At 49.0% G+C, this 14,071-nt stretch carries 9 protein-coding genes and 2 pseudogenes; 7 read left to right on the forward strand and 4 right to left on the reverse strand.

From position 1 onward, the window contains the following. Positions 1-279 precede the first annotated feature (279 nt). The 4 genes and pseudogenes from ACSQ3Y_RS18840 to ACSQ3Y_RS18855 all read left to right on the forward strand — a co-directional run. On the forward strand, positions 280-1,230 hold the full coding sequence (locus ACSQ3Y_RS18840) for a hypothetical protein (protein WP_436178459.1): 951 nt from the start codon (positions 280-282) through the stop codon (positions 1,228-1,230). Positions 1,231-1,273: 43 nt separating this feature from the next. Then, entirely contained in the window at positions 1,274-1,924 is a 651-nt protein-coding gene (locus ACSQ3Y_RS18845) for a hypothetical protein (RefSeq protein WP_436178460.1), read from the forward strand. A gap of 313 nt (positions 1,925-2,237) precedes the next feature. Further along, positions 2,238-2,858 (forward strand): hypothetical protein, encoded by a 621-nt coding sequence (locus ACSQ3Y_RS18850; protein WP_436178461.1) that lies wholly within the window; start codon positions 2,238-2,240, stop codon positions 2,856-2,858. A 204-nt stretch (positions 2,859-3,062) separates the two neighbouring features. Then, positions 3,063-3,461: pseudogene (locus ACSQ3Y_RS18855) on the forward strand (error-prone DNA polymerase); the annotation flags it as partial. Between the two features lie 21 nt (positions 3,462-3,482). Here the strand turns inward: ACSQ3Y_RS18855 and ACSQ3Y_RS18860 are convergent. Genes ACSQ3Y_RS18860 through ACSQ3Y_RS18875 form a run of 4 tightly spaced genes read right to left on the reverse strand, consistent with a single transcriptional unit; the run spans position 3,483 to position 9,071 of the window. Continuing rightward, positions 3,483-3,953 (reverse strand): TetR family transcriptional regulator, encoded by a 471-nt coding sequence (locus ACSQ3Y_RS18860; protein ID WP_436178462.1) that lies wholly within the window; start codon positions 3,951-3,953, stop codon positions 3,483-3,485. Continuing rightward, entirely contained in the window at positions 3,950-6,001 is a 2,052-nt protein-coding gene (locus tag ACSQ3Y_RS18865; protein ID WP_436178463.1) for an integrase, read from the reverse strand. Before ACSQ3Y_RS18865 ends, ACSQ3Y_RS18860 begins: the two co-directional genes overlap by 4 nt. Beyond that, positions 5,994-7,874: a hypothetical protein gene (locus ACSQ3Y_RS18870; protein WP_436178464.1), complete on the reverse strand. Its 1,881-nt coding sequence runs from the start codon at positions 7,872-7,874 to the stop codon at positions 5,994-5,996. The genes ACSQ3Y_RS18865 and ACSQ3Y_RS18870 overlap by 8 nt, the downstream gene beginning before the upstream one ends. Positions 7,875-7,904: 30 nt before the next feature. Then, entirely contained in the window at positions 7,905-9,071 is a 1,167-nt protein-coding gene (locus tag ACSQ3Y_RS18875; protein WP_436178465.1) for a tyrosine-type recombinase/integrase, read from the reverse strand. Between the two features lie 1,703 nt (positions 9,072-10,774). Here ACSQ3Y_RS18875 and ACSQ3Y_RS18880 point away from each other — a divergent pair. From ACSQ3Y_RS18880 to ACSQ3Y_RS18890, 3 genes and pseudogenes are all read left to right on the forward strand, one after another. After that, positions 10,775-11,409, forward strand: a pseudogene (locus ACSQ3Y_RS18880) (IS5 family transposase); the annotation flags it as partial. Between the two features lie 468 nt (positions 11,410-11,877). Next, entirely contained in the window at positions 11,878-12,294 is a 417-nt protein-coding gene (gene gloA, locus ACSQ3Y_RS18885; RefSeq protein ID WP_179680305.1) for a lactoylglutathione lyase, read from the forward strand. A 355-nt stretch (positions 12,295-12,649) separates the two neighbouring features. After that, complete coding sequence (locus tag ACSQ3Y_RS18890; protein ID WP_436178466.1) at positions 12,650-14,062, forward strand: hypothetical protein; 1,413 nt, start codon at positions 12,650-12,652, stop codon at positions 14,060-14,062. The last annotated feature ends 9 nt before the right edge of the window (positions 14,063-14,071 follow it).

The following is a 14,071-nucleotide window of genomic DNA, read 5'->3' on the forward strand; positions in this document are numbered from 1 at the left end:
AAAGAAAGTTGCCAGTCAGCAGAATGGCTATAAGATGTAACAGATTTCTACACCCTCCTATGATGCCCGTTTGCTAATTTTATTGAAAAACCTTGAACCGTTCTAACTGCTATTGGTTAAATTCACTGAAAAATGATACGCAGGTAATTAAACGACACGTTCACAGAAGAGAATTAGCATCTCATCAAGCTCATTTCGCCAGAAAATCTTCTGCAACTTAACAACTGAAAAATTCAAGGCTTGCTTTAACCTCCTTAAAAATAGGCTTTGCTTAAATATATGGACCTTGTCGCTACACTTCAAAAGAAAATAAAAATACTTGAGCCCGGTAGCTATTTGCCGGGCCTTGAAGCCGTATTAATGCATATAGAGACTGCTTTTCGCCATCTTTCACGAGGGCAGTACTACAGCGATGACACGGCATTTACCGATGTAATCTATCGAACCAACCAAGCATTTGAAGGCAGCGTGAAAGAGGCTTATAGGGTTCTTGCTGGCAAAGACCCGTCAAAGAAAAGTCCTTTTGAGATCGAAACTTATCTTGAAAACAACAACGTATTCCGAAAGAGAGTTTTGGGACAATTGACGCTTTATCGCACGGAATGGCGCAATCCATCTACCCATGACTACAAGCTCGACTTTGATGAGGACGAAGCCTTTTTGGCTATTGTCTCTGTAACCGCTTTTTCGTGCCTTCTTCTTGATCAAATATTAGAGCGATTGTCATTTGTCAAAGCTCAGGATGCAGCGGAAGAGCAAAAGGTCGCGCTATTGAAACAACTAGAGAATTCTAGAAGCTCCGATCTACAGACAAGGGTAGCTCGCTTGTTAGAACAATTTTGTTCAGCATCACTTCCATATCACCGTCCCAATTCAACTCCGACAGAGAATCAAGTCGTAGGCGCACTCCAAGGATTCTTTTCTTCAGTAGCACCAGAACTCACTCTGCTAGCGGATTCGCCCCTGAACGATGGCAACAAACTGCGCGTAGATCTTGTGATTTCCTCTGAGAGTCAGAAGGTCATCGTCGAAGTCAAGACTAGCCGTTTCAAAGGAGCCTCCGACCAACTTATTCAACAGATGAGTCATTACTTGAACTTCTCAAGCACCAAACATGGAATCGTAGTTGTTGTCCCAGATAAGCCTCAAGCAATGAATATAACCAACCACGATATCGGATGGGTTGGTGAAAAGATAATAATCATTCGCCCTGAGTCCTCCAAGAATTAGGCCATATTTTTTATAAATACAAACAAGATATAAAGGGAAGTGGATGCGTAAACTATATGCGGTGATTATTCTTTTTTGCATGATTTACTTTATTGGGGGATGGATAACTGTTCAGTTCGACTTAGTCACTAGAGATGATTATTTCGCATACGCGGGAATAGTCGGAGGCCTAGCATCCGTCGCGGGCCTACTTGCCCTTACGAGACCTGCAATTACTCAATCAGATATTGAGGCTATAGAGCTCCAAGCTCTAAAGTCCGTGGCGGATACAGCAGCGGAACTTCAGCAATTACAGTCGGCCCGCAAGCAAACCGTCCTCGAAATCGATAGCCTTGCAGTCAAGAAAAAGGAGATGGAACTCTTGGTCAAGAAGGCAAGCCTTGCCCTCTTTCTGAAAGAACAATATGCCAATCAAGAAAAGCAAATCCTTGATGAATTGGCAAAAAGCGACACCCTTGGCAAATCACTACATAGCGCAAGCGAGACAGCGGCCAAGATCGCAGCACTAAATGAAGAGATTGAAGTGGATCCCAATGTAACCCAACTGCGAGAAATAATCGCAAGAGCAAGCCGCAGAGAGCCAACATTCTCGGAGGCGTTGGAAGATTTGCCCGCATTTGCAAGGGCCATTTTTATCGCGACTCGCTCGATTAACCGATCTCTGCTAGAAGCCTCTAGAATTATTCTAAAATAGAGACTCAAATTATCACGAGCAAAATAATACGCCAGCATAGATCATGTACCTCACATGATGTACGCCAGTGACTTTCAAAATTTTTCATCTACGAGTTTTATTAATGACAAAGCGAGAATCAGTTCAAAAGGGAAATCCTCACCAAATTACAATCAATCAGCATATATTCCCGGTTCGTAGCATTCAGAGGTATACATTGCAAGGCAGAGTGGAAGTGCACGAGAGGAAGGAAAATAGAACAATCTGGAGGAAACCAAACGATGTACTATTTTGCGCAAGACGACTGTGGGACCATCAGACAGAACACGGATTCATGGCCAATATCGAAGCCGCGTACCAGCAAGTATGCGATAAAATAATCGATGGCCACTTTGATTTAACCTCAGCGGAGCACAATGCAATCACTGATTTTTATATTTTATGGAATTTGCGCGACCGAGAAAATAGCGAAGATAAAATATACCCTCAATTCTCCGAATTCAAGCCAGAAAAATTAGTAAGCGATAAAAATCAGCAGGAAAAATTAGAAAAAGAAGGAGTTCTCTTCTGGAATGAAAAAGGAGAGATACCAAACCGATTTCTCACCGGAAGCAGCCTGCAAATGCAACTATGGATCGAGCGCGAACGAATGGAATCCACTACCTGGGGAATATTCAAAGCAAAGCCAGATAATGGTGAATTTTTGGTACCGGATAGAATTTCACTACACTCAGTAGTGCCAGTAACTCCAGATTTATGCTTGGTCGCAGGCAGTAAAAGTAAAATAGTAGACTTTAAATTTGTTGCTCGCGTCAACGGCCTCTCTCTAGAGAACTCGGAGCGGTATTATTTCGCTAAAAGCATAGGTAATTGCCCAGTTCTGTTGCAAGCAACCTTACGTGACAGTCTGATTCGAGAAAATCTAAATCACTCCGACATCACAACAATGAGATGATTTACTACAGATGCTCAAAAATTGATCAGAACTAATTGAATTCCGATCTGATTCACGCACGGCAGAACGGGCCTTGAAAAATAACCTTTGCACCAATCGCGAAAATTGAAGAATAGGCTGTGTCTACCGTATGAAGCGCGCTGTGGTGTCCATACAGCGCCAACACGCAGGTGCGCTGTCCACTCCATCACCACACTCGTATAGGACTACGCGTCTACCGGGCTCACACTGCGCCGGCATCCGCTGGCATTGCTTCGGCCCAAGATCACAGCCAAGAAGCTGCTGTCGTCCCGAGAACTGCAGCGTGTGCCCAACGGCCGCGTGGTGGGCACCGCGGGCATCGTGACGCTGCGGCAGCAGCCCGCCACGGCCAAGGGGACCATCTTCGTTTCCTTGGAGGACGAGTTCGGCTCGGTCCAGGTGATCGTGTGGCAAAGCGTGCGCGAGGGTTAGCGCCAGGCGCTGTTGGAGTCGCGGTTGATGGCGGTGAAAAGCATGTGGCAACGCAATGGGGCGGTGTGCAACCTGATTGCAGACCGGCTGGTGGACCTCACGCCGTGGCTGGGGCGGTTGGGGCGATTAGAGAGTAGGGATTTTCGTTAGCTATGCGGTGGATCCAGACTGCTATTTCCTCTTGGCTAGAACGACTACCTTTCCAGACCCCATTGCTTTTAGAGCTGCTAGTTCTTGACGTAACGTTTCATTTTTTGAAGAAAGTCGTCGTAGATCTGCGAGAGCAGTCTTCAACTCGTCCCTCAACTCACCATTTCGCGTCTTGGCCTTCACGAGCTCTGCGCTCGTACTTTCCCGCGCTTGCCTTGCAGATTTCCCAATTTGAGCACGAATCGCTTCCGCCACATCAGGATAAGTGTTGTGAATGAGAGCCGGGGTGACCCCCGCCTCCAAGGCAACGGCGGTAATTGATAGCTTGGCCCCCTTGTTTTTTAGTCTCAGCTCAGCAAAGGCAAGATCTTCCCGCGTTTTATCTCTATCGCGTAGCCTGCGAGTGCCCCTTTTCAAAACGCTAGGACGCTCCTCTCTCGGCAACACCTTTTGAGCTACTTTTGATGCGACCGGAATCGTCTTCTTTTTCATTCTGACCACTCTCCCGCTTCATAAGCCAGTGCTTGCGTTGTGCTAGGCAAAGGTATATTTAAGTCCGAAAGTACTCTCTCCGACATAATTATAGCTCTCCTGATTTTTTCTGAGACAACTGGACCGCAATCAGTGACTGCTGCAAGTCTAAGATTTTCCAGGTGAATCATCTGCCAGCGGCTTCCCTGCGACTCATCGATTATTGCCTGAGAGCACCCTCCACACGTCGTCGGGTCATAAACCCCCTGCCCATGACAGCCTCGGGTACCGCTCATGCACCACGCATGTCCAGTACTGCGCAGGACAACAGCATCAGCAGTTGCCTGTACTAATTGCGACATACTTCGCGCGGGTATCGCGCGGGTTTGCATGAGCCTTTTCCCAGCACCCCCACTCAGTCGGCAGTCTGCGTCGTTCCATGCAGTTATCAAATCTGTCTTACTCTCAAACATAGCCTCGCCAAATTCCTCGTATAGAGCCTGCTCTTGATTAGGATTTGCCGCGTAAAGTTGTGTCCAACTTATAGATACATGTTTGAACTGCCACTTGATAAAAACCAAACCCATTCGCCCAAGGCGCGAATTGGCGACATTCCACGCAAAGGTACGCCGGCACTGGTGGTTCGCAATTTGCCATTTCGCGCCCGCAGTACGAACGACACGTCTGAGCGCAACGTTGCAGTCGTACGAAGTCATCACATCTATCCTTGTGCCATCTCCTAGCTGATCAGATGAGCCATAACTGACTGTCAACATCAAATGCTTGCCAATTTCCTTAATTCTTCTTATTCGCTCTATATTTTCAAGAAAATTTTTATTATTACTGAACAACCCTTCCTCATCAGCCTCAGTTTTGAGAATTGCCTCCAGCCACTTTGCTTCATCCGCAAGACGCTCTTGAAGAGGCTCGGCATAACGCTTTAATTTCTCCATGGATTCGAAGAGTTCTCCTGGGGCTAGGTAATCTAAAAACGCCCCTCCTGTCGTCTTTACTTCTCGCGTATTGATCCAATGAAAAACAACCTTCCTATCGTAAAGAATATTTTTAATTTCGCTTCGCCAACATCCATTAACGACTCCAGTACTCTCTGAGTTACGCATACCAGTGCAGATTTGCAGCTGATAAAGGGTGGAGTCTCGAATTGCGATGAGCTCAGCACTCATAGCATCTATTTCTCCACAATCACGTCTTAGGAAAACAGATTCGGATTGATCAAGAGTAGCTTCGCAATGAAGCCAAATCTTCTTCTGAACGCTTCGTGGAATTACTGGAGTCTTACCGGACTTGCCGCTCTTGTTCGATCTTGCGCCCCACTTGCCAACCGCGTCATATAGCGTTTTCCCCCGGAATGGATGATCCGGTAGCGGATTATCTAACTCCTTAGAGAAAGACCATGCAAGATCAACTATGTGCAAATAGCTATAAATGGTGGATGCCTCAATATTGCCTTTGCACTGATTAATATAGTTTGATATATGAACAGGGCTTACGTCGGAAAATTTTCTCACCCCAATGCCTGAAAGATATCTCAAGAAAAAATCTATTCTCGAACCAAATGCGGCAGCAGTGCTTGCGGCCCAAGCGACCCCATTTCTTCCTTGCCGAATGGAGCAATAGACCGCAATTTTTGCATCATCTATGAGATCCGAAGGTATCTCTCGAGACCAAATAATTTTTTTGGAAGCCTCCGATCTGTTCACGGCCAAAATATCAGGTGAAAAATTCCAAATATCATCCCCAAATTTACTCAAAACATGCTCATTGCCGAATTCATCAGCTAAAGCTGAAATCACCACGGCATCTCTTTCGTTCTTCGCCAAGCCAATCAAAGATACAGGCTGATCAGCCAAGATCTGAAATGCTTTACCGTATGCAATAGCCCCTGAAACTACGGTTGCAGAATTATGAATTTGCTCAACATTTGAAGTTACTTTGCGGCTCTCTTCCAGAGCTTGAGCAGACAACATACTATTTTCAGAATTATTATTTTGCAACATAGAATTTTTGGAAAGAGAGATCTGCGCAGAACCATCAGCCCTTTTATTCATTCGCTACCTCCGGTGGAACCTTAGTTTCGTCCATCGTTTCGGTTGACCCCAATTCAGTGAATCTCGCTCGCCGACTAGCCGCTACCTGAGACTTCCAAAATGGGTGCATGCTGGACTTAGCCTTTTCTCTCGCTTCTTTCACCCGGCTTGCCGCAAACTGCTTTTTAGTGAAAGAGTCTATGAACGGAACAGCGAGTCTGTAACGGTCCCGCAATTCTTCAATCGCGAGAAAATTCAAGTCGCCAGATGACTCCGGACCTAAAATTTTCTCCAAATAGTTTAACTCCAGTTGGGCAAAAATTTGAAAACTGAATAGTTTCCAAAGTTCGTCGACAGTTCCCATAACGGCAAAGCTTGAACAAAACAAGCACATTACAAAACGATCACAGTGGCTTCCAGTTTTGGGAGCGTGCTCTCCACCGACACTGTCGGCGCACACCCCAATTGGAGTCAGCATTTTAGAGGGCGCAGTCGCCAAATTTTCGGACTCATTAAAATCAGCGCTGCGCATTGATTCTATATAGTCCGCATCCATGAAATCATTAGCCTCGACCTGACGAGCGAGATTCATTGATGGATAATTAATACTGGCCACCTGCGGGGTATTTCCCATTAGGTTGGCAGTTACCGAAATATCTCCATCCGCGATTCGAAATGCTCTATCAAATCGAGATTTTCTGAATCGACTCGTGGTAATAGCCATGGGACTCCCGTCATCGCCAACTATGTTATGACGAGCAACAAATGTCTTCAAACTATTAAATACAGTCAGAGGCGAGAGCGCCGACACAGTGGTCGATTGCTTGCCACTTTTCTTTTTTATGCTCTCATATAGCCATACTCTATTCTTAATTCTATTTGGAGCTCTCGAAATGAGATGCTCAGTAGAGACTATTGCTTGATTTATCACCGCGCCCTCAGCAAAACTAAACGGAAGGAACTCCAATTCAGACTCTTTTTTGTTCTCAGGGAGCGAATTTTCATCCACTGGCGCCGGTTTTATAATCGAGATTTTCTCACCTTCTCGGCCAATCTGTGTGTCGATCCGAAGGTTTCTCCGCTTTAATGTTTCGAGCAGTATAGTTCCCGGCAGTACACCAGGCCTCATTGCATCTCGGCGAAGCTCCAATAACGGAGTGGTATTATGCCCTAGTCGATGTGCGACTACTAAGAAACGGAGCGCCTGAAGCTCTCTGTGGGAGATTTCTAGGCGGCCATGATGCACTGCAGAAAGATCCGATTTGACTGCAATTGCAATCCGCTCCTGTTCCTTCTCGCTAAAGCTCGTGACCATACTTTCGCCATCACGAGTAAATACTCCACGCCGGAAGAATTGATGGTACTCACCGCTGATCAACTCTAGTTTTAACATTTCCACCAAGATGGTCTTGACATTTTGAAAGCTTGTACGAGTACTCCCAGGCGTTTCGTCATTCATTAAGCCGTAATTTTTTCTCCATGCGATGAATTGCTCAATGTGCTGCGGCTTAAGATCTTTTGGACTCCCAGGTCGAAAATTTTTTGAATGAAGGTCTATGGATTTCTCAGTAAGAAAATCAAAGAATCGCATCATGGAGCTTCTTTGCGAAGCGGCTGTTATGGTCGCTTGACCACCTAACAAAAGGGATCGGATCGCATGGGCGGTGGCATAAATCCATTCGTCAATCCCGCGGTTTAGCTGAGAACTGAAAAGGATTTTACGAGCACTGCCAGTAAATCTGGCATCCTCCCCGAGCAACTGCACCATATCTATGTCTGCACTTTTATCAACAATCACATCAACGGCGCCATCCCCCCCCGATTCCTGGATTCCCGTTTCTGCGCAATATGTCATGCCAGCAAGCGATGTTTGATAAATCTTCTTTTTCGGCATTTTCAATCCCTACTCGAAATCAGCGTAAATCTATGACGAGGAAGATTCCAATGCAATACTTCTTGAAATTCCATATATTGCATCGTACTCATCCATCAGCTTTTCTGCTTCGTCTCCTGCCAGCCGGCCTATCTGGCTGAGATATATCATCGTCGTCGCAACATCTTCGTGACCTAAACGATCCCTAACATACAACAGCGGTTCCAACTTCAATTCAGGATGGGCACGGAGAACCAGCAGCGTATAGATTGCATAGCTGTGCCTAAGCATTAGCGGACTTGCCTTAAACCCGATCTTCCTGCTCAATTGCGAAAATATCTTTCCCGTGGATGAATTGGTGAATTTCTTGCCATTGACTGTCAGCACTAACTCTGCCCGAGCCTCTGCACCCACAAACATATTTCGTTCGAACTGGGCGTATGACCACATATCCTCCATCAAACTATATGGAACGGCCACTTGGCGGGATTTGCCAAACTTCGTCTCCATATCATTTGGGTTCAGCTCAATCAAAATCATAGAACGAGGATTTAGATCCCTTCTTGCAGCAGGATTAAACACATATTTGAGTGGAAAAGTTCGAGCCTCCACCGATCTTAATCCGACCCTCGCCATCAGATCCCAAAGCAATCTTTGGGAGGTTGATCGAATTTCCTCGCGGCCAATTGCCAGTTGGTCAGCGGTTAAAAAAACTGGATCCTTATCCCACTCTCCCACAAGAACATCGGCTTTCTCAACATCTTGCTGCCCATGTGTCAAATGTGCTAAATCAGATTGAACACCGCGACGAGTGACAAATCTGTATGAAAATGGGAGATCCACGATCATTCCATGATCCTGCGCCCATTCATAAAAATCTACAACCTGCTTAAGTCGCGAGTTGATGGTTGCCGCATCGAGCCGAAGTTGCGAAATCTGCCAATTTCTGTAAATTACCACTACACCCGTTCCCGGCGATTCGAAATTTTGATTCCACTTCAACTCATTCTCATCAAGGAATTTTGCAAAATCCCATATTGCCCTGCCGTATGCCTCCCATGTTTTTACATTCAGATCATTCCCCTTCCCAAGAAGGCGCCAAATTAAATAGCTATGAAATGGCTCGACAGGCTCCATCTCGGAGTTTAAAATCAGTGGAAATCCGGATTTTGGAAGATTAGCATAGATAAAATCTTCAGTTGCGGTTATATATCGCATAAATTCTCCGATAGAACGGCGTGAAAGGTCGTTAACAATTCGAACGTTAATTTGAAGCCTGACCAAAAAGCAACCAAAATGAGGCAAAAAATCAAGTTCTTACAGGTTATCGACTAGTCACGCAGACATCGCACTGCATTTAGCCAATTGGTCAATCGGAACGCGGCTCATAGTGATGCATCATCAATACCAGCGAGCTCGGCTCTCTGTGCTTAGACCAGTTGGTCAACGGAAGCGGCTCGCCGTCCACCGGCCGAATGAACGGCGAGACGGTGTCACGACATCAATAGCGGGCCCGGCAGAAGCGATAAGTCGGTTGAGCTGCGGTTGTCTTGTGTCCGCTTGATGACAGCGGGCTCGGCAGGGCGAGACACCTCTCGCATGACGGTATCTTGGCTACCAAGCCACTCCCGCCACAACTCTTCTAGCCTGGCGTCGTGGAGCTGAAGTTCGGCCTGTGTGTAAGCCCGGTCAGGCCTTGGCTTGCTTTGAGCGACTGATCGAATGTTCGTGTCAAGCACCCTATCCCAGTCGACTTCGTCCAGGCTTTTTAACTCATCCCAATTTTTGCTAAGTGGGTCAAGTTGGTCGCACAGCGATGACACTGTTCCAGGAAAAATTTCCAGTGATACTGGAAGAGTTCGGTGTGATTGATTGGAGTCACGGAAGTGCAGGCGTGAAATTGCACGCTGCACGGGGACAAGCAGGCTCATAGTCTATGTAATGAACAGGGCGCCTCGTATGGGCGAGTTCATCCAGCATCAGTCCACTATTGACAGACTGACATTTCCGATAGACACTATGGATTCCACTACCAATGGATCCGGTGTCTTGTTTACCGGGCAAAAGCCCAAGGTTCGCGCCTTGGGCTTTTGCGCTTCTGGATGGTCGAACTTTTCGGTTTTAGGTCACAGGCAGTTCCTTGAAAGCTCCCAAACAATGCGGAGCGGTGAGTCGAGTGGATTCAGTGTCGTGAGGCACTGAAAGCGCCGAGAACTTGGTTGCTACTCCCCCTGGTGGCAGGACTGGTCTACCTTTGGGTTTGTGGACGCCTCCTCCAGCCAGTGAGCGACCTCCAGCGTCTTTGCGAAGAATCCTCGCCTCCCGCCGAGGTTGAACACAGCAAAAGGCAGGCGTCCTTGGCTGTGCGCTATGTACAGCGCGTTGACCGATTTGAAATGCAGGACCCTGCAGAGACTTTTTTGGTCCATCAAAGGGCCAAAGTCTGCCCACAGCCTGTCCTGAAGGCACGGGCCACTCGAGTGCATGGGACGACATTCCATTCGCGCAGGTTCTGATCAAGTTGAAATTGGGCGTGACGCCCCCTGTAGGGCCATTCTTAAAATAATGCTTTGGCCCAGAGGACTTCACTCCCTAGACGCCTAATTATTGGCAATTCACTCCGAATGTAACCAATTCAGAAGAGGTTGGTCAAGTCACATTTTCGAGGAGGGCGTCCGAAAAATTTCAACTCTTGTAATCATCGTTTTTCTACATTTTTGAAGATAAACGCGTCAGCAGCGCGTTTTTTTTGATGTCGCAAGATCCTCGGATCTCGCCTCGATCAAAATTATCTGCACACAAATTTTTAATATTTCTCGCTCCCAAGTTAGTCAAAAACTCAATTCAAAAAATTGAAATTTGACACACATGGATCAATTCACCCAGGGCTTGGAGCCGTTGCCCAAGAAGACCTGCAATGAGTCTTCCTCGACGAGATGAACCAGGTCGTGCCCTGGGCACCATCGGTGGCCCTCATTGCCCCGTTTGCCTTGGCGGGCACCAAGCGCTCGGCGGTCGCCCACCGTTCCCCATCGAGACCATGCTGCGCATCCACTACCTGTAGCGGTGGTGGAACCTGATCGATCCGGCCATGGAAGAAGAACTGCACGAGCGGCCTTTGCATCGCCGCTTTGCGGGCGTGGACGGCGCAGCACACATGCCTGACGAGGCCACCATCTTGCGCTTTCGCCACTTGCTGGAGAGGCACCAGTTGGCACCCCAGATGCTGGCAGCCATCAACACGGGCTTGGCCCAGCAAGGCCTGGCACCATCGCGATGCCACCATCATTTCAGCGCCAGCTCGACCAAGAACAAAGATAGTGAGCAGCACTCCGAAATGCTTCAGACCAAGAAAGGCGACCAGTGGCACCTCTGCATGAAGGCGCACATTGGTGTCAACGCAAGTTCAGGCTTGGTGCACACCGTCATGGGCAAAGCCGCCAACGCCAACGACGTGACGCAGGCGGGAGGGCTCTTGCACGACAAGGAAAAGCACGTGTGGGGTGATGCGGGCTACCAAGGCGTGGACAAGCCCCAGGAACTGCAGGGCAGCAAAACAAACCATGCATGGCCATGTGCAGGCGCGGAGTACGCACATTTCGCGCGATCTGCTCTGGAGTCCGCGCGATGGATGGCTTCGACTGAAGCGCTACGAACAGTGACTTTTCGACAATCGATGGGCCGCGGGGAGTTTTTCACATAGATCCAGCAGCTTTTCGGTTCAATCACTTGTGAGATACCAGCAAACCGATCAGCCTTTCGTCTGCAATTCTTGAGAGTGACCATAGCGACTGTACTGCCTGCTCAGGACACAGGACTAGCTGTTCAAATCCACGGGAACACGCAGCCTGTTGAACAAGTTCAGCGGAAGCGCGTCTGCTGGACGCGGACACTGCCAACGAACTTGATCAGCGGGATTTTTCTGTCGCAAGAAGCTTGGCATGCAGCAGTCCATCTACTGCACCTGTCTCGATTGGACTAGGATTGCAAACCCAAGCCAGTCAACGACTTTTTAACTAACGAAATGCCGTCTCTACTTCACACGATGCTCCGCGTTGGCAACCTTCAACGCTCGATTGATTTCTACACCCAGGTGCTGGGCATGCAGCTGCTGCGCCAGTCCGAAAACCCCGAGTACAAGTACTCGCTGGCCTTCCTCGGCTTCGACGGCGGCAACCCCGGCCAGGCCGAGATCGAGCTGACCTACAACTGGGGCACCGAGAGCTACGACCTCGGTACGGCCTATGGCCATATCGCGCTGGGCGTGCCGGATGCGTATGCGGCCTGCGACAAGATCAAGGCGGCGGGCGGCAATGTGACGCGCGAGGCGGGGCCGGTCAAAGGCGGTAGCACGGTGATCGCGTTTGTGACGGATCCTGATGGGTACAAGATTGAGCTGATTGAGCGCAAGAACGATACGGGTGGCACGGGATTGCGCTGAGTGCCTGCCCCCCACGAAAGTTGCCCGGCGATGCCGGGCATTTGCGTTCATGCCTCTGCACGCCGGAACGCAGGTCCAACCTCTACGCGGCACGATTCGGCAAAGTCGATGCGGCACTCGCCCACGGCGAAAATCTGTATGCGATTTTGTTACATATAGGCATATGCACCGGCCACTGGACAATTTGTCCAGCCGTGAACCTATGCTTTGCATACCATGGGGCTAGGCTGCTGGTGGACAGCACCTTCTTACCCCGCGCGAAATCTCACAGGCCTGCGACCACACTGGGGTGAAGAACGCTACGCACCGGGTTACGTAGACAGCACAGCCACCGAACCCATTTCAAAGTTAAACCATGATCTACCCAACCCTCAATTTCGCAAACGGCGTCTTTTCCAGTAACAAGGCGCTCTATTTTCGATCCGGGTTGGTCAACAAGGTAGAGAACGGCGCCCTGAGCATCGGCCACTCTACCGACAGAGTGGTAGACCCTTGGGTAGCTGCCGACGGCGCCGTTTTGAAACAGGCTCACAACGGCAAGGACGGTATCGGATTCAATTTCGAGGTCTCGCACAACCATGAAGCGAACCATTTCACCGACTGCTCTCTGATCAGCTTCGCGGAGGGATGGCTTCTTCTCGAAGAGAACGAAACAGGCAAATTCATCGCGTACAACTACCTGGAAAAGCGTTACCTGGAATTCAACAATGCCAGAGTGCGGAGTTTGAATCACGCTGGCGGTTTCTTCTTTGAAGAAGGCCGACATGGATGGTCGGTATACGACCACCAAGGCATTAAAGTATGCGAGTGCAATGCTGTCAGCGACGGCAACCGTCCGAAAAATGCGCTCAGCTTGTTCAAAATCGGCGAAACCATCCATCTCAGCGTGGGCGGTGAAAATGGCACAGCATTCCTCGTGCCTTTTTCTCTGAGCCGGGGCGAGCTGGGGCCTCGTGTAGAGCGACCCAGCGGATATATCGTTTCCATTGTTCAAACCCTCGATGGGGTTTTCTTCGCAGACAAATCAGGCATTTTCAAAGCCGCTTCGGATGATCTGTCAATTGCAGAGAAAATTGCCGTTTTCGACCCAGACAAGTTCAAGGGCACACTGCTGTTCTGGCACAACGACCAAGCGCTGTATGCAGCGTCTTGCGGCGCCAATTTTCTCAACAGCTATCTGCCCGATGGCACCGTGGTCAGCTCGGTAAGCCTGCCCTCCCAATGGAAATTCTGGCTGGGCAACCCTGTACACCTCCAGGTGGTAGGCGGCCGAAGCCTGGTTTTCTTGAGTCCCGACGATTACCACCAATGGGGATGTGGGGCACTGTTGTCCATACCCGCCGGTACATCTTTCGGCCAAGAGATTTTCGCGGAAGAGAGTTTGCAGACCTTGAACATCAGCCAGACCATGGCAGTCGATGGTTCCCACGGATACCGCTTGAAGATCGGCTCCGTTGATGCAGAGGTGGCCACCCGGCACGCCGCCCACCACCTGGCGAGCCTGGTGAACAAGGTGGCCCCGGGTCTCATGAACAGCGGCTTCACCCAGGACAAGAGCTTCAATGGAACCTTGGAAATCGAACTGATCACGCCACAGCCCATCGACGGCGGGCATTTGCACATGGACTACCTCAAGGAATTGTTCCGCCAGATGCAAACCAGTCCGCAGAGTTACAAGGCGGGCAACCGCAAGGGCCCGCTGCGCCTGAGCGTTTTTTGGCATGCCGCTACCGGCGGGTCTGAGGAGCTGGTCTTTTCAAGCACCTGAGCGTTCCAG

The sequence above is a fragment of the Acidovorax sp. LjRoot66 genome, assembly GCF_964253305.1.
GTDB lineage: Bacteria > Pseudomonadota > Gammaproteobacteria > Burkholderiales > Burkholderiaceae_C > Acidovorax.